This window comes from Wolbachia endosymbiont (group B) of Gerris lacustris, assembly GCF_964028355.1.
In the GTDB taxonomy this organism is placed as follows: Bacteria; Pseudomonadota; Alphaproteobacteria; order Rickettsiales; family Anaplasmataceae; genus Wolbachia.
Map to the genome: position 1 here is coordinate 216,956 of NZ_OZ034761.1, position 23,707 is coordinate 240,662.

At 33.8% G+C, this 23,707-nt stretch carries 26 protein-coding genes and 2 other RNA genes; 11 read left to right on the top strand and 17 right to left on the bottom strand.

Features of this window, described 5'->3' with window-relative positions; translation table 11 throughout:
• Positions 1-265 precede the first annotated feature (265 nt).
• Both ABWU62_RS01020 and def read right to left on the bottom strand, forming a co-directional pair.
• The gene (locus tag ABWU62_RS01020) at positions 266-1,048 is read right to left on the bottom strand and encodes a uracil-DNA glycosylase family protein (RefSeq protein WP_353287213.1); all 783 of its coding nucleotides are present in this window, start codon (positions 1,046-1,048) and stop codon (positions 266-268) included.
• Positions 1,041-1,577 (bottom strand): peptide deformylase, encoded by a 537-nt coding sequence (gene def, locus ABWU62_RS01025; protein WP_353287214.1) that lies wholly within the window; start codon positions 1,575-1,577, stop codon positions 1,041-1,043. Before def ends, ABWU62_RS01020 begins: the two co-directional genes overlap by 8 nt.
• Before the next feature lie 131 nt (positions 1,578-1,708).
• Here def and ftsA point away from each other — a divergent pair, with 131 nt between their 5' ends.
• The 5 genes from ftsA (at position 1,709) to ABWU62_RS01050 (ending at position 6,620) form a co-directional block, all read left to right on the top strand.
• Positions 1,709-2,947, top strand: coding sequence for a cell division protein FtsA (ftsA, locus tag ABWU62_RS01030; protein ID WP_353287215.1), 1,239 nt, complete (start codon positions 1,709-1,711; stop codon positions 2,945-2,947).
• A 12-nt stretch (positions 2,948-2,959) separates the two neighbouring features.
• Positions 2,960-3,169 (top strand): hypothetical protein, encoded by a 210-nt coding sequence (locus ABWU62_RS01035; RefSeq protein ID WP_353287216.1) that lies wholly within the window; start codon positions 2,960-2,962, stop codon positions 3,167-3,169.
• A gap of 543 nt (positions 3,170-3,712) precedes the next feature.
• Entirely contained in the window at positions 3,713-4,495 is a 783-nt protein-coding gene (gene map / locus ABWU62_RS01040) for a type I methionyl aminopeptidase (RefSeq protein ID WP_353287217.1), read from the top strand.
• Positions 4,496-4,584: 89 nt separating this feature from the next.
• Positions 4,585-5,377, top strand: a protein-coding gene (locus tag ABWU62_RS01045) for an IS5 family transposase (protein WP_353287093.1) whose coding sequence is annotated in 2 segments (ribosomal slippage) — positions 4,585-4,848 and positions 4,850-5,377 — 792 coding nt in all. Because the reading frame shifts where the segments join, the coding sequence is not laid out codon by codon here.
• A 249-nt stretch (positions 5,378-5,626) separates the two neighbouring features.
• Positions 5,627-6,620 (top strand): IS630 family transposase gene (locus tag ABWU62_RS01050; RefSeq protein WP_353287218.1). Its coding sequence is split into 2 segments (ribosomal slippage): positions 5,627-6,088 and positions 6,090-6,620, totalling 993 coding nucleotides; the frame shifts between segments, so codons are not numbered across the junction.
• On the opposite strand, the gene ABWU62_RS01055 is transcribed toward ABWU62_RS01050, so the two are convergent.
• Positions 6,607-7,399, bottom strand: a protein-coding gene (locus ABWU62_RS01055; RefSeq protein WP_353287093.1) for an IS5 family transposase whose coding sequence is annotated in 2 segments (ribosomal slippage) — positions 6,607-7,134 and positions 7,136-7,399 — 792 coding nt in all. Because the reading frame shifts where the segments join, the coding sequence is not laid out codon by codon here. The two genes, ABWU62_RS01050 and ABWU62_RS01055, sit on opposite strands and share 14 nt — an antisense overlap.
• A gap of 61 nt (positions 7,400-7,460) precedes the next feature.
• Positions 7,461-8,663, bottom strand: a complete 1,203-nt coding sequence (locus ABWU62_RS01060) for an MFS transporter (protein WP_353288128.1) — start codon at positions 8,661-8,663, stop codon at positions 7,461-7,463.
• A 205-nt stretch (positions 8,664-8,868) separates the two neighbouring features.
• Between ABWU62_RS01060 and rsmH the strand changes: the two genes are divergently transcribed.
• Entirely contained in the window at positions 8,869-9,753 is an 885-nt protein-coding gene (gene rsmH, locus ABWU62_RS01065) for a 16S rRNA (cytosine(1402)-N(4))-methyltransferase RsmH (RefSeq protein WP_353287219.1), read from the top strand.
• A gap of 588 nt (positions 9,754-10,341) precedes the next feature.
• On the opposite strand, the gene ABWU62_RS01070 is transcribed toward rsmH, so the two are convergent.
• Positions 10,342-10,641 (bottom strand): ETC complex I subunit, encoded by a 300-nt coding sequence (locus tag ABWU62_RS01070; protein ID WP_353287220.1) that lies wholly within the window; start codon positions 10,639-10,641, stop codon positions 10,342-10,344.
• Positions 10,642-10,783: 142 nt separating this feature from the next.
• Between ABWU62_RS01070 and ABWU62_RS01075 the strand changes: the two genes are divergently transcribed.
• Together ABWU62_RS01075 and pth are read left to right on the top strand one after the other, a co-directional pair.
• A complete protein-coding gene (locus tag ABWU62_RS01075) occupies positions 10,784-11,395 on the top strand; it encodes a 50S ribosomal protein L25/general stress protein Ctc (protein WP_353287221.1) in 612 nt (203 codons plus the stop codon).
• On the top strand, positions 11,395-11,949 hold the full coding sequence (gene pth / locus ABWU62_RS01080) for an aminoacyl-tRNA hydrolase (RefSeq protein WP_353287222.1): 555 nt from the start codon (positions 11,395-11,397) through the stop codon (positions 11,947-11,949). The genes ABWU62_RS01075 and pth overlap by 1 nt, the downstream gene beginning before the upstream one ends.
• Positions 11,950-12,284: 335 nt before the next feature.
• Here the strand turns inward: pth and recA are convergent, their stop codons facing one another.
• Positions 12,285-13,352 (bottom strand): recombinase RecA, encoded by a 1,068-nt coding sequence (gene recA / locus ABWU62_RS01085; protein WP_353287223.1) that lies wholly within the window; start codon positions 13,350-13,352, stop codon positions 12,285-12,287.
• Between the two features lie 109 nt (positions 13,353-13,461).
• Between recA and truA the strand changes: the two genes are divergently transcribed.
• A complete protein-coding gene (gene truA / locus ABWU62_RS01090) occupies positions 13,462-14,199 on the top strand; it encodes a tRNA pseudouridine(38-40) synthase TruA (RefSeq protein WP_353287224.1) in 738 nt (245 codons plus the stop codon).
• 1 nt (position 14,200) lies between these two features.
• Here truA and dnaN read toward each other — a convergent pair whose 3' ends face one another.
• From dnaN to ffs, 7 genes are all read right to left on the bottom strand, one after another.
• On the bottom strand, positions 14,201-15,352 hold the full coding sequence (dnaN, locus tag ABWU62_RS01095) for a DNA polymerase III subunit beta (protein WP_353287225.1): 1,152 nt from the start codon (positions 15,350-15,352) through the stop codon (positions 14,201-14,203).
• Between the two features lie 120 nt (positions 15,353-15,472).
• Positions 15,473-15,970, bottom strand: coding sequence for an invasion associated locus B family protein (locus ABWU62_RS01100; RefSeq protein WP_353288129.1), 498 nt, complete (start codon positions 15,968-15,970; stop codon positions 15,473-15,475).
• The gene (locus ABWU62_RS01105) at positions 15,963-16,856 is read right to left on the bottom strand and encodes an RNA polymerase factor sigma-32 (protein ID WP_353287226.1); all 894 of its coding nucleotides are present in this window, start codon (positions 16,854-16,856) and stop codon (positions 15,963-15,965) included. The genes ABWU62_RS01100 and ABWU62_RS01105 overlap by 8 nt, the downstream gene beginning before the upstream one ends.
• A gap of 303 nt (positions 16,857-17,159) precedes the next feature.
• A complete protein-coding gene (locus ABWU62_RS01110; protein WP_353287227.1) occupies positions 17,160-17,852 on the bottom strand; it encodes a P44/Msp2 family outer membrane protein in 693 nt (230 codons plus the stop codon).
• 336 nt (positions 17,853-18,188) lie between these two features.
• A complete protein-coding gene (locus tag ABWU62_RS01115; protein ID WP_353287228.1) occupies positions 18,189-18,521 on the bottom strand; it encodes a YbaB/EbfC family nucleoid-associated protein in 333 nt (110 codons plus the stop codon).
• A 3-nt stretch (positions 18,522-18,524) separates the two neighbouring features.
• Positions 18,525-20,117, bottom strand: coding sequence for a DNA polymerase III subunit gamma/tau (gene dnaX / locus ABWU62_RS01120; RefSeq protein WP_353287229.1), 1,593 nt, complete (start codon positions 20,115-20,117; stop codon positions 18,525-18,527).
• Between the two features lie 21 nt (positions 20,118-20,138).
• Positions 20,139-20,229: signal recognition particle sRNA small type (ffs, locus tag ABWU62_RS01125), an RNA gene on the bottom strand.
• Between the two features lie 214 nt (positions 20,230-20,443).
• Here ffs and ABWU62_RS01130 point away from each other — a divergent pair.
• Positions 20,444-21,097 carry a glutathione S-transferase family protein gene (locus tag ABWU62_RS01130; protein WP_353287230.1) on the top strand — a complete coding sequence of 218 codons (654 nt, stop codon included), beginning with the start codon at positions 20,444-20,446 and terminating at the stop codon, positions 21,095-21,097.
• Between the two features lies 1 nt (position 21,098).
• Here ABWU62_RS01130 and ABWU62_RS01135 read toward each other — a convergent pair whose 3' ends face one another.
• Complete coding sequence (locus ABWU62_RS01135; protein ID WP_353287231.1) at positions 21,099-21,746, bottom strand: O-methyltransferase; 648 nt, start codon at positions 21,744-21,746, stop codon at positions 21,099-21,101.
• Positions 21,747-21,996: 250 nt separating this feature from the next.
• On the opposite strand from ABWU62_RS01135, the gene ABWU62_RS01140 reads away from it, so the two are divergent.
• Positions 21,997-22,275, top strand: coding sequence for a DUF2671 domain-containing protein (locus ABWU62_RS01140; protein ID WP_353287232.1), 279 nt, complete (start codon positions 21,997-21,999; stop codon positions 22,273-22,275).
• A 28-nt stretch (positions 22,276-22,303) separates the two neighbouring features.
• On the opposite strand, the gene ABWU62_RS01145 is transcribed toward ABWU62_RS01140, so the two are convergent.
• The 3 genes from ABWU62_RS01145 to ssrS form a co-directional block, all read right to left on the bottom strand.
• The gene (locus tag ABWU62_RS01145; protein ID WP_353287233.1) at positions 22,304-22,996 is read right to left on the bottom strand and encodes a thioredoxin domain-containing protein; all 693 of its coding nucleotides are present in this window, start codon (positions 22,994-22,996) and stop codon (positions 22,304-22,306) included.
• A gap of 53 nt (positions 22,997-23,049) precedes the next feature.
• Complete coding sequence (locus tag ABWU62_RS01150; RefSeq protein ID WP_353287234.1) at positions 23,050-23,511, bottom strand: type II toxin-antitoxin system RatA family toxin; 462 nt, start codon at positions 23,509-23,511, stop codon at positions 23,050-23,052.
• Positions 23,512-23,528: 17 nt separating this feature from the next.
• Positions 23,529-23,690, bottom strand: a non-coding RNA gene (ssrS, locus tag ABWU62_RS01155) — 6S RNA.
• Positions 23,691-23,707: the final 17 nt, after the last annotated feature.

Sequence of the window (23,707 nt, forward strand, 5' to 3'; positions counted from 1 at the left end):
TTATCTTCAGTCTGTGCAGATAAAACGACAAAAAGCTCAATATACTTGATGTTTAACTTTTTGCACTATGTGCACTCTATGTCTTTATAAAACTTTTACCCACATAAGCTAAAATGCGCTTATCAAAGCATTTAACACAATGAAAAACGCCAATTAAAAAAATAGGTTAGTAGCTGATAGATTTTCTTTTGCCTTTTTCTCTGTTTAGTAAATTTTTCAATATTTAATGCAATTAGCCGGTACTAAGATGATAACGAGTAGTAAGCTAAACATCCGTGTGGTTATTGGTATTATCAAGATATTCCCTAATCTTCTTCAAATCTTCCCAAGCTAAGCGTTTTTGTGCTGGTTGACGAAGTAGATAGGCTGGATGAAATATAGCGGCTGTAGTAATTGAATGAGATAAATATTGGTTAGTATAAGTATGAAATCTGCCACGCAAGTTCGATATAGTCTTTGTGTTATCAAGAAGGCTATAACATGCGATTCCTCCAACAAAAATCAGAATCTGCGGTAAAACAAGAGCAATATGCTTCTCAACAAATGGTCTGCACATATCAAGCTCTAGATCAGTTGGTTTTCTATTACCTGGTGGACGCCAAAATACCGCATTGCTTATATACACCTTAGTGCGGTCCAGACTAATTGCACCAAGCATCTTATCGAGCAGCATTCCACTTGCACCACAAAATGGTATGCCTTTAAAGTCTTCATTTGCTCCTGGTGCTTCACCAATAAGCATGATTTTTGCATTTGGATTACCATCGGAAAAAACAGTATTAGTTGCAGTTTTTTTTATTTCACAACCCTCAAATGACTTAACTGCACTTCTTAGTTCATCTACACTACTACATTCACTTGCAAGTTTCCTTGCTTCAATGATCCAGTCACTTGGAAACATGGTTTGTTGTTCTTTTTTTACCTCGATGATGGAAGATTGTACAGCTCTCTCGTTTTCCACTTTTTTTTCCTCTTCACTTTCGATTAGTGTGCAATCAACTCCCACTTCATGATAGAACTTCAACAATTCTAGATCTTCATTACTCATAGTTCTTTTTAACCTTTTGTGCCCTTCTCATAGCCATATCATATTTCAACTTAGACAAATGTCTAATGTATAATATACCATTTAAGTGATCCAATTCATGCTGAATACATCTTGCAAGCCAACCACTAGCTCTTAGCGTCTGTTCTTCATTATTTAAATTTTTATATTTTACAGTTAAATATTTTGGACGCTTGATTTCATGGCTTTGCTCCGGAATTGAAAGACATCCTTCGCTCATAATGACTTGCTCATCAGATAATTCTGTAATTTCAGGATTAATCATATAAAATTTACCAGTTAATTCATATCCTGAAGGTCTATCTTCCATGTCCTCTCGCTGAACATCCATAACAAACACTCTCTTTAGTACTCCAACTTGCACCGCAGCAAGGCCAAGACCATCTGCGTCGTACATAGTTTCGAACATGTCGTTTACTAATTCTTCAGTTTTATCGTTTATATCTGTTACTTCACTGGCGCGTGTAGTTAATCTTTCGTCAGGGGCAATTACAATTGGTAACTTAGACATAAAAATTGTAATTCTGTGTTTTATTTTTCTTTTTGTCTAGGTATATTAAAATGTTGCTACCTTTATGATAGAAATATAAATTCATTCAAGGAAGCTACAATTTAAATGAAATTGTGTAATAAGGTCAACTAATGTACTCTGCAGTAATAACAAAACCAAAGCAGAATGTTTTTGCTGTTTTAGACGTAGGTACAACAAAAATTATCTGCCTCATCGTTAAGATCAATAGCAATTTCAGCTATAAAATAATAGGAACGGGTTATAAAAGTGCAGAGGGTATAAGTGGTGGATCAATAACTGACGCAAAGCATGCAAGTTATTCTATTTCATCAACTGTAGGTTTAGCTGAGCAAGTATCAGAAGAGACTATAGATCAGATATATGTTAATGTAGCTGGATGTGGAATCTCATCTTTTCACGTACATAACGAAATAATTGCAGCTAATCACGAAATTTCAGATCGAGATATAAAACGTGTAGTCTTTCAGACATTTGAGAAATATATCGAAGAAAATGTTATAATTCACAATATACCACTTAAATATCACTTAGATGATATGACTGACATAAAGGAGGTCAGTGGATTATATGGAAAAAGATTATCTGCTGATGTTAATGTTGTCACTGCTTCGCGTCCAGCGCTTACCAATATCGAAAATTGTATAACTAATAATAGTGGGATAAGTATGGCTGGTTGTGTTGCTTCTTCATATTCTGCAGGCCTTGCCTGTCTAAGTGAAGATGAAAAAGAGCTGGGAACTGCCGTTGTTGACATAGGAGGTGGATGCACTGCAATTGGAATTTTTAAGAGAGGAAAACTTGTGTACACAAGCGGTATTCCAATTGGTGGCATTCACATTACCCGAGATATAGCTTATGGACTATGCACAAGTATAGAGCATGCTGAACGCATAAAAATACTATACGGTAGCACTATTGTAACTTCAATAGATGAGAATGAATGTATTGTAGTGCAAAGTAATGAAAGCGATGAACCAACTCAAGTGTTTAAGTCTGAACTTGTTAACATCATAAGACCAAGGATTGAGGAAATACTTGAGCTGATAAGAGAACAATTTCAAGAACAAAAAGATCCAATTAATAAAGTAGTGATCACAGGTGGAACCAGTCAACTCACAAGCATGAAAGAAATTGCAAGCTATATATTCAACAAACAAGTCCGTATCGGATGCCCTGAGTCTTGTAGCGGTCTTGATGGTGAATACGACAAAAATCCTGTATTTTCTGCTGCTTTAGGCTCTATAAAGCTAATAATTGACACTTTTTATAAAAATAATTCTGGAATGCTCGGTCATGATGGTAAAATAAGTAAATTGTACCATTGGGTTAAATCGAAAGTTACGGTTTGATTTTACCAAATAATGATTGTTTATGACATGGTGATGGAAAAAGATGAGTGCGCTGAATGCCTCAAAGATAAGCTTTTAGAGGAAACAAAGGCTGATTTATTTGAGGTCATACATACACTAAGCAAAGAAAATGGACTATCAATAGAGCAAATTGAAGAAAAGCGTATTTCTAAAAAACAAGAGAGAGGTGGTTTTGAGAATCGTATCTATATTGATTATTAATTTATGAGATCAGCTTAGGTAGCTTTCATTTCCTTCTGTCATCCAAGTAGCTTGACACTTGGATCTATTGGACTTACTTTTGCTAGAGGAAAATTTTTTAAGAGATGGAAGAGAAAATGAAGCTGATTGAACGAGTAATAGAAAAATGAAAGGATTTGTATGATGAAATTTCACCAAAAAACCTATGTCAAGCATACGATTGTACAAACGTTGTTGGTCGCCGTGCAGTATTTTCTTCTTGCCACAATCCAAGTAACCTTCTTCTTGTCATCCCAGTGCATGACACTGGGATCTAGGTATAAAAATCTTTGAAAATCATTCAATGAATAGCAGATTTTAGGAGCATACAGTGTTCATGATGAAAGATAAAATAGGCTGGATCCCAGTGTCACACACTGGGATGACAGAGAAAAAAGGTACTCGAATAACACCATTTTTTGTACTTTTGCATTCAAAGCTTCAATGTTTGTACAACTATGTGTCAAGCAGTGTAATTACATCATCTACTATGCAAGATGTGAACTATAATTAGAAATGGAAAATATGAACATAACTATACATTCACAAGAAGATTTTGACTTTATGCGTAAAGCTGGCAGGCTTGCAGCTGAAACCCTTGATTTCGTTGCACCATACGTCAAAGTAGGCGTAACAACTAATGAATTAAATGATCTATGTCATGATTTTATAATCAATGCAGGTGCAATTCCAGCACCACTGAATTATAAGGGATATCCGAAATCAATTTGCACTTCAAAAAATGCTGTTGTATGTCATGGTATTCCTGATGATAAACCTCTTAAAGATGGAGATATTTTAAATATTGACGTTACAGTGATTTTAAATGGCTGGTATGGTGATACAAGTCGCATGTTTTGGGCTGGTAAACCCTCAATAAAAGCAAAGCGTTTGTGTAATGCTACTTATAATGCGCTAATGGAAGCAATAAAACAAGTCAGGCCAGGCAATAAATTAAATGAAATAGGGCTTGCTATAGAAAAATATATTGAAGATTTTGGATATTCTATCGTACGCAATTATTGTGGACATGGTATAGGAAAGGTTTTTCATGCTCCACCAAATGTCGTACATTTTTATGATAAAGATGAGGATCTTGTCTTAAAAGAAGGAATGTTTTTTACAATAGAGCCAATGATTAATGCTGGAAAATATGAAACTCTGCTCAGCAAGCTAGATGGCTGGACAGTGACAACACGTGATCTTTCACTTTCTGCACAATTTGAGCATACGCTTGGAGTCACAAAAGATGGAGTTGAAATATTTACACTATCACCTAAAAATTGGCATTTTCCACCTTATGATTAGATTTTTTAAACACTTGAGAAAATCTAAGAACCTGTACATGATCTCAAGAAAGGAATAAACTAAGAGATAATGTATATAAGTTAGGATATATGAGGAGTGTATACCCAAGTGATATAAGTCGGGAAAGATTTGAGATTATATTACCAGATCTAGAATCCTGTAGAAAAAAAACAAAACCAAGAAAACTGGATTTATATGAGTTATTTTGCGGTGTACTTTATGTGCTAAAAAGTGGCTGTCAGTGGCGAATGCTACCAAAAGAGTTTCCAAAATGGCGCAATTGTTACGATTACTTCAAGAGATGGAGTAAAAAACCGAATGAAGATAGAGAAAGTGTTCTAGAAATTGTCTTAAAAAAAATTAGTTGGAGAGGTTCGTTTCAACAGTGGTCGGAATACAAAAACAAGCTTCTGCATCATTGATGCTCAAAGTGTAAAAAACACCGATATTGCTGAAGAAAAAGGTTATGATGCCGGCAAGAAAATTTCAGGAATAAAGCGTCATATTGCAGTAGATACGCAAGGTTTGCCACATGCAATTTATATTACTACAGCTAATATCGGAGATCGTACTGCTGCTGTAGAGATGATTTGTAACGCAAGAAAAAATCTTTCCGAAGTTCAAAATATACTAGTTGATGCAGGTTATACAGGAGAAAATTTTGCAACTCAAATAAAAACGACTATTGGTGCAACCGTTGAAGTAATAAAACGAAGTGAATTACATACCTTTGTTGTATTGCCAAAAAGGTGGGTTGTAGAGCGTTCTTTTGCTTGGCTGGAAAAGTGTAGACGGTTATGGAAAAATTGCGAGCGTAAACTCAATACTAGACTACAAATGGTCGTTCTAGCTTTTACTGCCTTGCTCCTCAAAAGATTATGAACAGGCTCTAAGAGTAAATGGATTGATGGAAAAAAGGAGTGGTAAGGCTCCTTGCACTACAAAAACATTTGCAGGAGAAACTGTGAGAAAAAGAACATTAACTTGCCGATACGAGCCAGATGAATTAGCGGAACAACATCTAGCAGACGCCTATGAGCTGTTACTAATACCAATTCCCGCTATACAAGCAACGAATAGACAATAATGGAAAAAAAGCCATACTGGAGTAAGTAAAATAGCGAGGTTTAGATGGCATTAAGATCAAAATTATTGGATGAAAAAGTGGTGGAATCAGCAAAAGAGATGCTGAAGAAAGTAAGAAATAATGCGTATGTTGCAAAAAAACTAAATGCTGTAATTGCAGCAAAAAAGCACAGTATAACAGCTGTAGCAAAAATATGTTGCATTTCGAGAAAGGCAATTACTACATGGATAAAGCACATAAAATTTGGAAGAGAAGAAAAATTATTTTCTCCACCTCAACGCCGTAGAAAAACTATATTGAACCAAAGTCAACTTGAACAAATTGAGGTGTGGATAGAGGAAAACCCCAATATTACTATTAGAGAAATGAGAATAAGAATCCAAGAAAGATTTGGTTTGAATATCAGCAAATCCACAATACATCGTAATATGCAAAGAATGAAATTCTCATATATCACACCAAGACCAGTTCATAGTGGACAGGATAAAAATAAGCAAGAGGAGTTTAAAAAAAAACCTCAATGAAACTATTGTCATGCATTCTGAAAAAGAGCTATTTTTCTTCGATGAATCACGGTTTGGTACACATTCAAAAGTTGGACATGGGTGGTTTAAAAAAGGCAGCAGGACACAGGTTAAGGTAAAATTAGGTAGGGAAAATTTTTATCTCTATAGTGCAGTTAATCCCAGAAATGGAGAGAATTTTAGCTTATTTGCACCAAACGTCAACACTGCTTGTATAAATATATTCCTTGAACAGATGTCGCAATATTTAGGAATACGAAAGGCTTTTCTCGTGATGGATTGCGCTAGTTGGCATAAGTCAAAAAGTTTAAAGATACCTAAAAATATCGAAATTATATACCTACCACCATACTCACCTGACCTCAATCCTGTTGAGAGGTTTTGGTTATATATAAAACAGAACATTTTGCGCAATAAAATCTACGATACAATTGTTCTGCTTGAGAGCGCTTTGTGTAAATTTATTACCTCTCTTTCCCCTTCCACGGCTAAGAGCCTGTTCATAATCTTTTGAGGAGCAAGGCAGTAAAAGCTAGAACGACCATTTGTAGTCTAGTATTGAGTTTACGCTCGCAATTTTTCCATAACCGTCTACACTTTTCCAGCCAAGCAAAAGAACGCTCTACAACCCACCTTTTTGGCAATACAACAAAGGTATGTAATTCACTTCGTTTTATTACTTCAACGGTTGCACCAATAGTCGTTTTTATTTGAGTTGCAAAATTTTCTCCTGTATAACCTGCATCAACTAGTATATTTTGAACTTCGGAAAGATTTTTTCTTGCGTTACAAATCATCTCTACAGCAGCAGTACGATCTCCGATATTAGCTGTAGTAATATAAATTGCATGTGGCAAACCTTGCGTATCTACTGCAATATGACGCTTTATTCCTGAAATTTTCTTGCCGGCATCATAACCTTTTTCTTCAGCAATATCGGTGTTTTTTACACTTTGAGCATCAATGATGCAGAAGCTTGTTTTTGTATTCCGACCACTGTTGAAACGAACCTCTCCAACTAATTTTTTTTAAGACAATTTCTAGAACACTTTCTCTATCTTCATTCGGTTTTTTACTCCATCTCTTGAAGTAATCGTAACAATTGCGCCATTTTGGAAACTCTTTTGGTAGCATTCGCCACTGACAGCCACTTTTTAGCACATAAAGTACACCGCAAAATAACTCATATAAATCCAGTTTTCTTGGTTTTGTTTTTTTTCTACAGGATTCTAGATCTGGTAATATAATCTCAAATCTTTCCCGACTTATATCACTTGGGTATACACTCCTCATATATCCTAACTTATATACATTATCTCTTAGTTTATTCCTTTCTTGAGATCATGTACAGGTTCTAACTCTTAACTTGTGATATAGCAACTAACCCAATTAGTGCACAGAAAATCATGTAAAAACTTGCTAAAGTTCCTTGTCCTGTAACTTTGATAATAGTTGTGCATATAAATGGTGCAAGGCCACCAAAAAATCCCGAAGCTATATTTCTTGATAAACCAAATCCACTTTGTCGTACCCTTGTTGGGAATAATTCACACATAAACGCGCTAACAGGACCAAGCGAAGCAGCTATTGGAATTATAAAAAGAACGTGTGCCATTATGGTGAGACCACTTAGTATCATTGAAAAAACTGGATAACTTACTACTATAAAAGTCACAAATGCAAATTTCATGACTTTCTCTCTTCCTATCTTATCAGAAAGTATTGCAAATAGTATGGTCAATACTCCAAGTGCAACCTGATTCAATATCTCTACTGTGTGATTAAATTGAGTATTTATTGTTGATGCAAGCACATTGAAAAACACTAAATATATGTAAAGAGATGCATTTTCAACTACATCAACTCCCACTGATATTAAAAAAGGTTTTTTATAGCCATTTAACAATTCCTTTAATGGCAATTCATATGGCTTCTCCTGTTTTTTATACTCTGGACTTTCATCAAGTATATACCTCATATATATGCTAATTAATCCCATTACAAAACTGAAAACAAAAGGCAATCTCCATCCCCAAGATTCAAAATCAGATACTTTTTTACATATCAGTACTGCTACAAGACTTAATATTGAGCCAAGAATTGCGCTTAATACTTCAATACTGCCAAAGAATCCTCTCTTATTCTTAGGAGCATGTTCTATTAAAAATGGTGCGTTTCCTGCCTCTCCTCCAAGAGATATACCCTGCAATAATCTTAAACATACCACCAGTATTGATGCTAGTACTCCAATTTTTTGATACCCTGGAACAAAGGCAATGAGTACAGTTGATAGAGTCATCAATATAATAGAGAGAAAGAGAGCAATCCTTCTTCCATATTTATCTCCAATGTGGCCAAATATAGCAGCACCAATTGGTCTTATTAAGAAACCTACTGCAAACACTCCAAAAGCTTTAAGTATGCTGACTAATTTGTCGTCTGACGGGAAAAACACATCTCCGATTATGCTTATTAGATGGCTAAAAAGCATATGGTCATACCACAATAAAGTGTTGCAGACCAAACTCGATAGTATCACTTTTGTTATTTGCTGCATAACATCTGCCATAATTTGTTTGATATTATAGTAATATTACTTACTTTTTCAAACATGAATTATGTAAATGTTATATTAATAATATTATCTTATTAAATTTTTATGTCGTTGATTATATTTAAATATTCTTATACTATACCTATATATTTCCATATATTTTTTGGCGAGAAAGTTATTTTAGTTTAAGTGCACAAAGTCTCTTGATATGACACATATTTCAGTTTTGTTAAAAGAGATGCTACTGCAATTGTCACCACACAGTGGTGGTATATATGTGGATGCCACGTTTGGAGCTGGAGGATATAGCAAAGCAATATTGGAATCCGCCGATTGCAAAGTATATGCAATTGATAGGGATGAAACAGTTACCAAATTTTATGATGATCTGAACGTTAAATACCCTGATAGAATAAATCTATTTATTGAGAAATTTAGTAATATTAAAAATTTATTAGATAGTAATAATATTAAAGGTATCAATGGAATAGTTTTCGACGTTGGAGTTTCATCTATGCAGCTTGATAATGGAGATAGAGGATTCTCATTTCTACGTGATGGTCCACTTAACATGAGCATGGATAATTCTTCTCATATAAATGCCTCAACGTTTGTTAACGCTTTACGTGAAGAAGAGATTGCAAACACTATATACAATTACGGAGGTGAGCGTCATTCTCGTAGAATCGCAAGAGCGATAGTAAATGCGCGGAAGAAGAAAACTATCAAAACTACATTTGAACTTGCAGATATTGTACGTTCTGTAGTGTTTCGTGGAAAAAGCAAGATTGATCCTGCAACTAGGACATTTCAGGCGATCAGAATATGGGTAAACGATGAGCTAGGAGAGCTTGAAAAGGGTATTAAAGCTGCATCTGAGATTTTAAGTGAAAACGGCAAATTAATTGTAGTTACCTTTCACTCTCTAGAAGACCGTATAGTTAAAACCCTTTTTAAAGATTTGTGTGAACCAGGATCTACCAAGACATTCTCCCTTTTAAACAAAAAAGTGATGAAAGCAAGTGCGGAAGAGATAAATGCAAATCCACGTGCGCGTTCAGCAAAACTCAGAGCTATACAAAGGTTATCATGAGGACCTTCTGTTTATTTCAATATTTATGTTTTTCTTTAGTATTGCTTTAATATAGTTATGCAAGAGGCCTAATTTTAAATAGCTAACGTAAAAAATTGCTTCCATATATTTTAAATCTGATTATAATTGCAGTTAGAGATATTTTAAGAGCTCAAAATCTATCTTTGTCTGCAGACTTTTCAGTCAAATTTTTAATCAAAAGGCGTATTCTTCAGAGCATGTAAGTGTGCTTAATTTCTGTCGTATGTGCGCTGCACTTTTTTCTAATCTTTTTTACACAGGAGGATTTTATGTCCAGAATTCCAGATACTTGACCTTTACTTTAGCTAAAAACCAATAGGCGCCTATGGTTTAATGCTAATTAAAATAAAAATTTTTCTAATATATAAAAGAATTACAAAATCACTGTTTACTGAAAACGGGGCAAGAAAGCTGCTAATGTCACAGATTCTAGGTAAACGTTGTTTGCTTGACATATGAGCGTGCTCTCCTTACTTCAAGGACTCTTTAATATATGCTTAACCACTTAAGTCCTTTCAAGATATGTTCTTAAATTTAGGCTTTTAGATAAACACACTACGATAAAACTTACTTTGATACGAAATTATTCGCATAAGATTTTGGCAGCCTTTTAACATCTTTTGGTATTTCAATTGTGTACTTTGTGCTGTGTTTCTTTGCGTAAGATACTGCTTTTTCAAGAGAATCAAACTTTAATACAATCTGTTTTTTTGGGTCTTTTGAGCCAACCCACCCCATCAAAGGTTCAATATAGTAAGAACAAGGCTCAATTTTTAGGTGCCAGAATTTTGTATTACCTAAACCAGATTGTGTTGCAGTTTTTGTTGGCTTATAAATCTTCAAAACTACTTCATCGTCAATACTCATAGCTCTTACTACGTAATCTTAAATATACATCTAAACAAATTTTTTCACAAAAAACTACTGTGAAAGAATGAAGTTTGAAATAAATATTTTTATGTTATATTATTAAATTATATAAAAAGGATTAGCTGAATAGGAGTAATCGATGGCACAGCAAGAAATGGTAACAATTAATGCAGAGTTACGTGATGTAAAAAAAAAGAAAGCGATGCAGGCTCTGAGGGAGAAGGGAAGTATACCTGCAGTTATATATGGTAAAGGGCATGATAATATAAATTTAACATTGTCTGCAAAGGAATTCACGAAGCAATATAAATCAGGCTCTCTTTCTGCACATTTGATAGAGCTGAATATTTCGGGCAAAAAGGAATATGCTCTTGTTCGCGATATCCAATTGCATGTAGTAAAGGATACTGTGCAACATGTTGATTTTCAATTTGTTGATAAAGGCAGCGAAATTAAAATAGACATACCTCTATCATTTGTGAATGAAAGTAAAGCTCCAGGGATCAAGTTAGGTGGAGTGCTTAATGTTTTGTGTCGTTCTATTACTGTCAAATGCTCTCCTGAGAAAATACCTCAAGCCATAGAAATTGACTTATCTGGCAAAATGATTGGTCAATCTATACATATCAATGATGTAAAATTACCAGAAGGTGTTAAGTTTGTAGCTCATGAGGAGGAAAATTTTACCATTGTGACAATTTCTGCTGCTGATAGTGATGTTGAAGAACCTAAAGCAGAAACAGAGGAGTAGTGCATTTAATAGCTGGGCTTGGTAATCCTGGTAGTAAATATGAATTAACTCACCATAATATTGGCTTCATAGTTATTGATGCAATTTGCAAGTATTGGAATTTTCAGTCATTTTCTAAGAAAGCCGATTACTTGATAACCTCCAGCATGATTAATAATAATAAAGTCATATTGATAAAACCTTATTCGTTTATGAATAATTCAGGTATTCCTATTGCAAAAATAAAAAATTTTTACAAATTATCCCTAGATAATATTGTTATCATACATGATGACGCTGACTTGAAATTTGGAAGAATAAAAGTAAAAAAGGGTGGTAGCTCTGCTGGACATAATGGACTTAAGTCTATAGATAGCTTTATTGGCAACGATTATTGGCGTTTGAGATTTGGAGTAGACAGGCCTGAAGATCAGAAGAGCTTAGCAGATTATGTGTTATCAAAGTTTGAAAATTTTGATAATGTTATCCCCTTAGTAGAAAAAATAGCAAAAAATATACACTTAATGCTACAAGGAGATAACACAGCTTTTATAAGCTCAGTTGGGAGTGTATAGCAAGCGAATACTGTCCAATACAAGTATCTGGATTGTATCTGTTCAGATGTATGGCTATATTGAAACTAGTGCTTCTTTTCTTGTCGTTCCAGCTTCTATAATGTCATCCGAGTAGCTGACACTGGGATCTAGGAATTCTGATCATGTATCAAAACGCTGTCATTCAAATAATTGACGCTGTATACTCCGTAAATTTAACTGGATGCCAGTGTCTGGGCACTGGCATGACACCCATTTCTTTCTATTCAAATAGCCTCTTTAGTATCATCTACTTTCATGACACCATTTGTTCCTATGTTTTTACCTATCTTATTTTGCTACTCTGCTGCTCTAGGTTAGAACACTGATTCTTCTAAAAGCTGTTCGCACCCCTCTTCTATTGCGATAGAATCATCGTGATTTTTAAATGAATCTCTGATTTTCGTTTCTATTTCATTTGCAACTTCTTTGTTTGCCTTGAGATAGCTTTTTACATTTTCCTTTCCTTGGCCAAGACGCGTATTGTTATATGAATAATAAGCACCTGCTTTTTCAAGCACACCAAGTTTTGCTCCTATATCTATTATTTCCCCAAGTTTTGATATACCTTCATTGTACATTATATCAAATTTTGCTTCTCTAAATGGAGGAGCAACTTTATTTTTTACAACTTTAACTCTCGTTTCATTACCCGTAATATTCTCTTTATCCTTTATTGTACCAACTTTTCTTATATCAAGTCTTATAGAAGTATAGAATTTTAATGCATTTCCACCGGTGGTAGTTTCAGGATTTCCATATACTACTCCTATTTTCATACGAATTTGGTTGATAAATATCAATATACAGTTTGCTTTTGAAACTGCAGAGGTGAGCTTTCGTAGCCCATGACTTAGAAGTCTTGCTTGCAACCCCATGTGCTGATCCCCCATATCCCCTTCAATTTCAGCTCTTGGAGTTAGTGCTGCAACAGAGTCAACAACTATTACATCAACTGCACCAGAACATACTAAATATTCAACAATATGCAACGCTTGTTCGCCAGTGTCTGGTTGTGAAATCACCAAATCATCGGTGCTTACTCCAAGTTTACGAGCATATATAACATCCAGTGCGTGCTCCGCATCGATAAATGCACATAAACCTCCTTTTTTCTGTGCTTCAGCAATTACATGCAAAGCAAGAGTAGTTTTACCAGAACTCTCAGGGCCAAATATCTCAATTATACGTCCTTTTGGCAGTCCCCCAACACCCAGAGCCGAATCAAGTGCAATCGACCCTGTAGATATTGTGTCTATTTTTTCAACAGGGTTTTGCTTCAGCTTCATTATTGCACCTTTACCGAATGCTTTTTCAATTTGACTTATTGCATTATCTAGTGCTTTTTGCTTATCATTATTTCTTTCTTCTGGATTATGTGCCATGGATCATTTATTAACTTGTATAGTCTCCATGGTAATTGAACGCAACCAATCTGCCAAGGGTTTTTTAATAACGCAGAACGTTAGTTACCTAAATTAGATAGACTTTGTAGTGCGATACAAAATAACGATAGAATACAATGGTAGTGGTTTCTCTGGCTGGCAAAAGCAACAACACTCTGCTAACTCAATTCAGGAAACCATAGAAAACGCTATATTTAATTTCAGTGGCGAGAGAGTCTCTTTGCATTGTGGTGGCAGAACTGACACAGGGGTTCATGCTTTAGGGCAAGTTGCTCATTTCAATATGGAAAGGCAATTTGAGCTTTACAAAATAAGAAATGGAATAAACTATCACTTAAAAGCGATTCCTATAGTTGTGCTTGGTGCAGAAGTTGTAGGTGATGCATTTCATGCCCGCTTCTCAGCAAAAAAAAGATATTATGAATATAGAATAATTAATCGCTACGCTCCTGCAGCTCTGGAAATCGGTTATGTGTGGCAAGTATTTAACCCACTTGACGTAAACATCATGCGTGAAGCTGCTAGACACCTGCTTGGAAAACATAATCTTTCAAGCTTCCGCTCAAAAGATTGTCAAGCTACAAATCCGGTCAGAACAATCGATGATATTGATATAGTACAAAATGGAAGTCACATATACATCAAAATATCTGCGATTTCCTTTTTACATAACCAAGTGAGAATTATTGTTGGCACTTTAGTTGAATTTGGAAAAAATAGAACTAATCCACAAGAAATGTTAAATATATTAAGTCAATGTAAAAGAAACGCCGCTGGAATCACTGCACCGCCTTACGGCTTATACTTAGTAAAGATAGATTGCTAGCTTAAGTCCTCATTGGCATCACTATATATAGTGCACTTGGATCATCTTCATCAGTGATAATTGTAGCACTATTACCATCTGATAAGCTAAATTTACACTTATTTTTTATACAGGATAAAACATCAAGCAAATAACGAGAATTAAATCCTACTTCCAGAAGAGCTCCATCGTAATCCACCTCTATAGATTCAGTTGCATCACTGCACTCTTGGGAATTTGAATGTAGAGTTAATAAATTCTCTTGCAATGAAAATTTAATTGATTTTACTTTATCAGATACAACAACGGAAACTCGGTCTATAACACTAGAAAGCTTACTACTCTCAACAATCATTTGTTTATCTTGAAACGTTGGAATAACGGCTTTGTAATCTGGAAAAGTCCCATCTATCAATTTTGATATTAGAATATACTCACCGCATGTGAATTTGATTTTTCTATCTGAAAGTTTTATATTAACCTCATTACAATCACCCAACACTTTCAATAATTCCATAATAGTTTTACGTGGAATGATCACACCAAATTTGCCATTGATATTTTCAGGTTTGGGCCTTTTTATACGTGATAAACGGTGGCCATCAGTTGCAACACAGTACAGAAATTTCTCATCTGTATGTATATATATCCCATTTAAATTATACCTTGTATCATCTAGTGAAACAGCAAATTTCGTTTTAGTCAATAAATCTACCAAATCTGCACTTAGTATAGTGAAATCATATTGATGATCATCTTCTTCAAGGACAGGAAAGCTATTTGAAACTACATTCGGTAAAGAAAAATTTGCATTTCCACAGGATATCAATAATTTTCCTTGATTATTCATTTCGAAATTGACATCCAAATCAGTTGGCAACTTTTTCACTATGTCATGTAAAGTATGTGCTGAGATTTTCACTTCTCCTTCTGTTGATACATCTGCAACAAGTGAGGCAAATACTGAAATATCAAGATCAGTAGCCTTCAGTTTTATGCTACCATATTGTGCTTTGATATTTATACAAGACAAAACATCTATTGCGTTACGCCTCTCAACCACTCCACTTACTCTGGATAGCGTATTTAAAAGGCTTGCACGACTTACACTGAAACGCATTTGTTCACACACAGAACTTTGTTCTTTGATTCCTATATCTGCAATTTCTGACATATTAATTCTCAAAAATATATTTTAAATGATATTCATATCCTATGTAAAGTGGTATCCATATTTTTGTCTGAAAGGCAAAATAGCCTATCTTATATTATATTGATATTCTACTACAGTAGTTTATCTTGTATGACATAAGTCATGCATTTTTTGATATGCTTTTTGAAAGCCAAGCAAGGAATAAGTATCATCAACATTTGCTGTTTTTACTTTTCCATTAACTACCATTGATAATCCCTGCTTCATTTTTAGAATCAAATCTTGGTCCATTTTTGTATCGTCTGTCCACGCAAGACTTCCTTGTATTATTGGCAATTGATATTTAATTTTTTTATCGATATTGAGAACTACAGGCTCATTATTATACTGAAAGCCAGAAGTGACGCTTACCTCATCTGCTTTTTTATCAACGTAACTGACCATTACATACGGCTTGCGATCGGCTGTATAATGTTCACTTTTTTTCTTAGGATGAGATACAATGTAACACACTTTTTCACCATCTTCCAATGCAGTATACACAAACCAATCTTTATATTTTTTGCTCAGTTGTACGTTATTAACCGATGCAAGAGCACCTGCTGAGAGAAATATTAGAAGTACGAAAAGACTACGCATGTAACCCAAGTTTCAAACTCTCTGATTTTATGTATTGTTTTACCTTACTCATCGCTTGCTCAGCCAGCTGTCTTATTCTTTCTCTTGAAACACAATATTTTTTGCTAAGCTTATCCAAAGTCCGAGTATTCTCAGACAAATATCTGCTAATGAAAATGTCTCGTGATCTTTCGTTAAGACTTGTCAGTGCATTGTTTAAAATTGTTTCTTTTAATGCCTTTTCTTCATGATTGTGGTAAGCTACTTCTTGACTGACTAAATTACACGGAATCATATCTTGTAACTCCTTTTTAGAGCCATCACCTATTTTTATACAATTATTTAACGACTGATCCTTACAAGCCAAACGATAGTTCATTTGTACAACATCTTCTTCAGATACAGAAAGCTCGTTTGATATTGCTTTTATTTCTTCGTTACTCAAAGTTTCTCTGTTCGTATACTGTAAAATTCTTTTTTTTATTTTACGTAAACTGAAAAACAATCTCCTTTGTGCTTGCGTTGTACCTATTTTTACAAGCGACCAAGATTTTAATATAAAGTCTTTCATCGAAGCTTCAATCCACCACATTGCATAAGTTGAAAAACGAAACCCTAAATCGGGATTGAACTTTTTCACTGCATGCATTAAACCCATATTTCCTTCCATGACCAGGTCCATCAACAATAGCCCGTAATTCTTAAATTTCATTGCAATTTTTACTACCAAATTCAAATGGCTAGTAATCAACCTGTGAGCAGAAGAAATATCCTGGTATTCTTGCCAATTTTTTGCTAATCGCACTTCCTCTTCTTGGGAAAGCATAGGAAATTTTCGCACTTCAGCAATATATTGCATGAGATTAGTGCTACTATTAACAGATAAATTCGCTACTGGGGTCAACATAATAACTTAAATTAAAACTCCATGTATATAATATATTGATTTTCAGTGAAAAATTCAAGCTTTAATTAAAAAAAGCATAACTTTATATCTAATTAAGATCTTAGCAACATTAAACTTCAACAAGAACTACCTGAATGTAGAATTAAAATTACTAATGTGTGATGATAGGCTATATAATTTAAAGTAAACAGTGTGTTATTCCAGTGTTTAAACACTGGAATTCACATTTCTTTTTTCTAGATCCCAGTGTCATGCTACTTGAATGACAAGGAAAACCCACTGGGATAATAAGACAACGATAGACTAGAAATTAAATGCTACTCCAGCTTCCGCACCAACAGCGCTGTAAAGGACGTTTATCTCTTTAGTAGCTGATACTCTTTCTTTATTAAAACTAGCACCATAAGAACCAAAATAACGAGCACCAGCATAAAGCTTGATTTCTGGAGTTACATCATAACTAACACCAGCTTTTGCTTGATAAGCAAAACCAAATCCTTTTTGATCTTTAACTTCACTAGCTGCTGAAGGATTACTGATATATGCTGCACCAACACCAACACCAACGTATGGAGTGATAGGCATATCTTCAATCGCTATATCGTAATAAACGTTAACCAATCCTGAAAATGCTGCCACACTGTTTGCAACAGTTGTTGGAGTAAATGTTGCACCACTAACATCGTTTTTGTTTAATTGTGAGTAAAGTCCCTCAACATCAACCCTGATATCGTCCATTTTATAACCAAATGCACCACCACCAGCCATAAAAGATGCTTTTAAAGGATCATGATGAACGTCGCTTCCTGTTTTTTTATATTCAATGCCAGTAATCTTTGTTTTAAAAGGTACAAACTCACCGTTGTATTGCAAACGAACATAGTAGCTAGTTTCTTCATCACTTATTGGACCAATAGGGTCTGATGAAAAAGCAGAGTTTGATAGGCTTAGCAACGTCACTAAAGCAGCTGCCGAAAAAAACTTTTTATAATGCATAATTGCCCTCGTTAAAAAAATTAAAATTCCACTTTAGCAGTCTAAATAATAACTAAAGTTAAGTCAAGTACTAACTTAATAACACAAAACCTTCTGTATCTTAACTAACTTTTAGGAAAATACAAAGATTTTATTAATTAATAAATAGAGTTACTCTACTTTTTTTACTCTTGATCTTCTGACACCTATTTCACTAATGTCTTTTTATCTTCTGATCTGCATTCATCATTATGAATTGCTGCATATTCATGCAGTAATGTGAATGTACTTCATGGAAGTACTAGTATAAAAGGAAAACACTTAGTTACTGCATTAAGGCAAACTTCAGTAGTAAATTTAAAAAGGAAGTTTAAATCCAGGTGGCAACCCCATCATACCTGCAAGATCAGAGGTTGCATTTGCCATATCTTCTTCTGCTTTTTTAATGGCATCATTAAACGCTGCTGTCACTAAATCTTCTACTATATCTTTTTCTTCATTTCTCATAAGCTCTAAGTCTATATTTACCTTTTTAGCTTTATAGCTACCTATTTTTATCACTTCCACTAATACAGAAACTTTACCACCACCAGAAATACCTTGAAACTCTTTTCCAACATATTTTTCTTGAGCTTCTGCAAGCTTTTTTTGCATCTCTTGCGCTTGTTTCATTATTTGACTAAAATCCACAACTTACTCCTTATTTTCTATATTAACTACTTTTGCACCTTTAAATGTATCAAGTATATCCTTAACTGCAGGTGCATAATTTAAATTACTCACTTCCCTGTTTATATAACCCGTATCAACTGTAATAACCCACTCCTGCTGAATCACCTGATTTAAGTAATTTTTTAAATCATTGCAAAAATTACTATCCAACTTAGATACAGCTTTTAATTTTAAATATCCAGGTTTACAATCTATTAACTGTAGATTATTACATAGTTGCTTGTAAAGATAATTTTGGTTACTCTGCCTTAATAGTTGCAAAATCTTATCAAAATCGTAATTTTGTTGTTTATTTTTCACATGGATCCCAGTGTCACGCACTGGGATGACAGAGTGGTGTTTTTCCACACATTTTTTTGGATCCGAATAGTCAGCTACTGGGATGACAGAGGGGGAAGGTGCAACAGGTCTGCCCTGTCTATTTCCTTGCTCTACATTTTGTGAAAGAATTTTTTTGATCACCTGTTCCGGAGAAGGCAGATCAGAGAGATAGCAAAGACTAATTAGCATCATTTCAGCAGCAACATCGTTGTATGTTGAAGTTTTTATATCTTGAATACCTTTAAGCAACACCTTCCACAATCTCGAAAAAAATATTAAAGACTTCTTTATACTTAAATCTTTTATCCTGTTCTTTTCATACTCTGTAACTGCATTATCAATTTCTTTTGTAATCAAAAAACGGCATACTAACTGAATTGTTTGCAATAGACCTTCAAAAATACTAAGTGGGTTTGCTGTTTTTATCGCCCTGTCAAACACTGATAGAGCTTTCTGTAAATCACCTTCTAATATTGCTCCTAATAGATCGAATATAATATCTTTATCCACTAGGCCAAGTATGTCTATCACATTTTTAGTGGATATTGCACCATCTTTGCTATATAGCACTGCTTGATTCATCAAAGATAAGGCGTTACGCATTGAATTTCCAGAGTGTCGTGCAATTAATTCTAATGCTCCCTTTTCAATGGAATAACTCTCTTTTTGTGCAACATCATTTAAACGTTCTACTATTTTAGCTACAGGAATGTTGTGTAAATCAAATCTTTGACAACGTGCAATAATAGTTATTGGTATCTTTTTTATTTCTGTAGTTGCTAAAATGAATTTTACACTAGATGGTGGCTCTTCTAGGGTTTTAAGTAATGCGTTAAATGCACTGCTGGATAACATGTGTACTTCATCTATAATGTAAACTTTGAATTTAGAGCTTATAGGTGAATAGCAAATATCTCCCAGGATTACTTTAATATCGTCGATGCTAGTGTGACTTGCTGCATCAATTTCAATTACATCTGGATGGCTTGAATTTTTTATTGCTAGACAATTTTTACATGATCCGCAAGGTTCAAAAATTGGCCCCAGGGAACAATTCAAACATAAAGCTATTATCCTTGCAGTGGTGGTTTTACCAACTCCACTACTACCAGAGAGCAGTATAGACTGTGGGATTTTGTTTAAAATAAAAGCATTTTCTAATACACGTACTAATATATCTTGACCTACTAGATCTTTAAAGCTACTAGGACGATGTTTTAATGCTATGTTCATAGCCTCGAATAAAACAAACAATGAAATAGGTATGCAACCCAAAAAAGTTCTGATATGGCTGCTTCATTTCTGATCTGACCCAAGTTACAGAGTTTTTGCCTGCATACCTTATAAAATATTATACTTTTTTTTTTATTTAGCAAGGTATATCCTATATTAACCTTAATAATTTATATGTTAGATCTCTTGCAACATTACTTTGGAGTAAACAACTGTTACCTAAAATACTCTTCTCTTGTCATTCCAACTTGGATCCAGAGAAAAAAGATAGTGTCACACACTGGAATGACAACATATAGGTATTGGAATAACAAAAGAGGAATATTATGATTTTATATCATTTTCCTCTTTGTCCGTTTTCACGAAAAGTTAGAGCTCTTCTCAAGGAAAAAAAGCTGAGTTGTGATTTTGTATATGAAAATCCATGGGAGAAGCGAAATGAATTCATGAAGATTAATCCAACCGGACAGGTACCAGTATTAATAGATAATAACTTTGTAATAGCGGATAGTAATGCCATTTGTGAATATATAGAAGAGACTTACAATAGCGACGTCAAATTACTTGGTTCATCCACTATTATTAAGTCTAAAATACGCGCTCTAATCAATTGGTTCGACAACAAATTTTACAATGAAGTTACTAAGTATATTATGAATGAAAAAGTAATTACTAACCGCAGCCCTGACTCTAGATTTCTTCATGCAGCTCAGCATAACCTGCCTTGCCATATGGAATACATCGAACACTTAATTAACAAGAACGTTTGGCTTGCAACTGATAAGTTCACTTTGGCTGATATTGCTTTAGCATCGCATATTTCCGTAATGGATTATGTAAGTAGTTTTCCATGGGAAAAAAGTAAGATTTTAAAAGAATGGTACTCCATTGTTAAATCAAGGCCTTGTTTTCGCGAAATATTATTAGAGAGAGTTTTTGGCTTAACTCCCCCTAGACATTACGCTGACCTTGATTTTTAACTTACGTTAGTTTTAAAGCTACAGTCATTCCTTCGTCAGTAGGAATCAATATGGAGAAATATTTCTTTTCATTTGACAATCTATCGTTAAACTCTCTCATAGCATGCCATGACTTTTCTGATACTTCTTTTGGAGGAGATTTCAAGAATACTGTATTAAACAATAGAGTATTATCTGCAACAATCAGCCCATCTTGTTTAATGTATGAATCTGCCCAATCTAAATATTTAGGATAACTAACTTTATCAGCATCAATGAATATCATATCAAAAGGTGCTTTTGCTGACAATTCATCAAGCTTTTCCAATGCATTGCCTTCTATTAAAGAAATTTTGTTACTCAGATTAAAGATACTAAAATTTTTTTTTGCTATTTCGTAATGCTGAGAATTATTTTCTATTGTATATATATGACCATCTTTCGGTAAAGCTTTTACCATACAAATTGATGAATAACCATATAACGTGCCAATTTCAACTATACTTTTAACTTTATGGATTTTGATAAATAAATTTAATAATTTTCCTTCTTCAGGAGTGATTTGAATGCGTTGTTTCTTATCAAGAGTACAATGTTCTTCTATTTTTTTATACTCTTTTGCAAATAAGTTTCTTATGTACAACGATTTTCTGCTAAAGTTATGACGCATTAAGTTTTATAATATAAACTAAGGAGGTTTAATCTATATAAGATTTATAAAGGTAACAATAGAGTTAAGAATAATAAAATTTTTTATTTTAAGTTGTTATTTTATAAAGTAAAATTTTAAGTGACAAAGATTATTATATATTTTACTATGGTTAACTAGTATAACAATCAATTGCTATACTAGAATTAAGGGATCGTTTATTTACATCTCTCTTAAAATGTAATTTTTATAATCAATTAGAGGGGGTTATATGTCTTATAACACTGCTAACGAAGTTGAAACGTTAAGCAAGAAATCTAATAATAATGAAGGAGTAAAATTACTGCACAATCCAGCTTATCGCGAGAAGTACAAAGAACGCTTTAACGAAGCTCAGAAAAAAGTTATGGATATGGTCCAATTTTATGATGGAACGATAGTATTAATAGAGAATAAAATTGCCATGTATTATTATACTTGGCACAGTAAAAAAAGAGAGTTTGAGCGTAAAAAGCAACAAACAGTATCAAAAAATACTGATTCAGCATAGGGTTTTTATATGGTAAGCTACAGTGTTATTACTTCACTATAGCTTTTCCATATGACTCATCTATTACATTAGTGAAGTATTCCAGGTCTCTATATCCTTCATGTTTGATTTTACCATTTTCTACGTATGATTTGTCATCGTTAAGCTTGATGATGAATACAGGAGTAGCTGTGATATCAAGTTTATTAATTGCAAGTGATTTATCATTTATAATTTTGTCCATCATCTTTTTATCATTAATGCATTGGTTAAATACATCTTGCTTCAAATTGCTTAGTGCAGCAATTTTTTGTAGTATAGTTAAATCACTAAAATTAGAGTAGTTCCACGAGTCTATTGCGTTAAACACAGCTTTGTTAAAATTAAAATAGTCTTCTTCTTTTTCATAGCAATAACTTAGCATTGCAGCTTTTAATCCTCTGTAATCTAGAGGAAAATGACGGAATATGTATAACATCTTACCTGTATCTATGTACTTCTCTTTGATTTTAGGAAAAACTTTCTTATGAAAAAGAGAACAGTGATAACAAGTGAGCGAGGCGTATTCTATCATTAAAATTGGTGCTTTTCGATCTCCTAATAATTTATCATCAGGCAATAGCGACAGTAGTTCTTTTGGCGTTATTTCATCAGTTTTTTGAGTGTTGGGTAAGTTTTGTTCAATAGTTGCATAAGAACTAACACTTATAAAAATAAGTAAGAACAATAATCTAAAAATCATTACAATTGAAACACTTAACTTATTAAAGAATTTATGCATTTATATAAATGATGTCAAGATAACTTTTGTTTAGCAAGGCTTTCTACTCTGTCTTTAAATGCAGTAATTATTTTATTTTGTGCATATTTATACACCGAGTTTAATAAAGTAGAAAACAAATTGGATTTAAATTCAAACTCTATATAGAACTCTACCATAGTTTTATTTTTGCTCATAGGAGTAAATTTCCATTCGTTGTACAAATGCTTAAATATTCCATTTGATGACACAGCTTTTATCCAACTTTCATTTGTTCCATTTGGAGCAAGGTAGGTCACTTCTGATGTGTAACTTTCTTTAATACCATGAAAAGTCGCAAGGAGATCCACAATCATTTGGCTATCAGTTTTTCCTTTTATATAAACAGCTTTGCACCAAGGAACAAAATCAGGATACTTCTCAACATCAATTACAACTTGAAATACTTCATGCGATGAAGAGACAAAAATACCTTTTTCTTTATATTGGTGAAGCATAAAACTGAGTAATGGAAATGGGATCCGTATCTACCGTCAGTCTTAGTAGATTCCTGAGACCTAAAGTTAAGGTGGGCATCACGTACTAATTTCAATGAAATTAACAGAGGCGATCCCCTTGATCAGAAATTATCGCTCGGGAAATTTAACTTAACTCATAACGCATAGCACAGACCCCTAAGTTAGTTATAGATTA

Excerpts from the sequence above, each read along its gene's own strand:
- ABWU62_RS01020 (WP_353287213.1), bottom strand. The coding sequence starts at position 1,048 with ATGAGTAATGAAGATCTAGAATTGTTGAAGTTCTATCATGAAGTGGGA.
- def (WP_353287214.1), bottom strand. The coding sequence starts at position 1,577 with ATGTCTAAGTTACCAATTGTAATTGCCCCTGACGAAAGATTAACTACA.
- ftsA (WP_353287215.1), top strand. The coding sequence starts at position 1,709 with ATGTACTCTGCAGTAATAACAAAACCAAAGCAGAATGTTTTTGCTGTT.
- ABWU62_RS01035 (WP_353287216.1), top strand. The coding sequence starts at position 2,960 with ATGATTGTTTATGACATGGTGATGGAAAAAGATGAGTGCGCTGAATGC.
- map (WP_353287217.1), top strand. The coding sequence starts at position 3,713 with ATGAACATAACTATACATTCACAAGAAGATTTTGACTTTATGCGTAAA.
- ABWU62_RS01060 (WP_353288128.1), bottom strand. The coding sequence starts at position 8,663 with ATGCAGCAAATAACAAAAGTGATACTATCGAGTTTGGTCTGCAACACT.
- rsmH (WP_353287219.1), top strand. The coding sequence starts at position 8,869 with ATGACACATATTTCAGTTTTGTTAAAAGAGATGCTACTGCAATTGTCA.
- ABWU62_RS01070 (WP_353287220.1), bottom strand. The coding sequence starts at position 10,641 with ATGAGTATTGACGATGAAGTAGTTTTGAAGATTTATAAGCCAACAAAA.
- ABWU62_RS01075 (WP_353287221.1), top strand. The coding sequence starts at position 10,784 with ATGGCACAGCAAGAAATGGTAACAATTAATGCAGAGTTACGTGATGTA.
- recA (WP_353287223.1), bottom strand. The coding sequence starts at position 13,352 with ATGGCACATAATCCAGAAGAAAGAAATAATGATAAGCAAAAAGCACTA.
- dnaN (WP_353287225.1), bottom strand. The coding sequence starts at position 15,352 with ATGTCAGAAATTGCAGATATAGGAATCAAAGAACAAAGTTCTGTGTGT.
- ABWU62_RS01100 (WP_353288129.1), bottom strand. The coding sequence starts at position 15,970 with ATGCGTAGTCTTTTCGTACTTCTAATATTTCTCTCAGCAGGTGCTCTT.
- ABWU62_RS01105 (WP_353287226.1), bottom strand. The coding sequence starts at position 16,856 with ATGTTGACCCCAGTAGCGAATTTATCTGTTAATAGTAGCACTAATCTC.
- ABWU62_RS01110 (WP_353287227.1), bottom strand. The coding sequence starts at position 17,852 with ATGCATTATAAAAAGTTTTTTTCGGCAGCTGCTTTAGTGACGTTGCTA.
- dnaX (WP_353287229.1), bottom strand. The coding sequence starts at position 20,117 with ATGAACATAGCATTAAAACATCGTCCTAGTAGCTTTAAAGATCTAGTA.
- ABWU62_RS01130 (WP_353287230.1), top strand. The coding sequence starts at position 20,444 with ATGATTTTATATCATTTTCCTCTTTGTCCGTTTTCACGAAAAGTTAGA.
- ABWU62_RS01135 (WP_353287231.1), bottom strand. The coding sequence starts at position 21,746 with ATGCGTCATAACTTTAGCAGAAAATCGTTGTACATAAGAAACTTATTT.
- ABWU62_RS01140 (WP_353287232.1), top strand. The coding sequence starts at position 21,997 with ATGTCTTATAACACTGCTAACGAAGTTGAAACGTTAAGCAAGAAATCT.
- ABWU62_RS01145 (WP_353287233.1), bottom strand. The coding sequence starts at position 22,996 with ATGATTTTTAGATTATTGTTCTTACTTATTTTTATAAGTGTTAGTTCT.
- ABWU62_RS01150 (WP_353287234.1), bottom strand. The coding sequence starts at position 23,511 with ATGCTTCACCAATATAAAGAAAAAGGTATTTTTGTCTCTTCATCGCAT.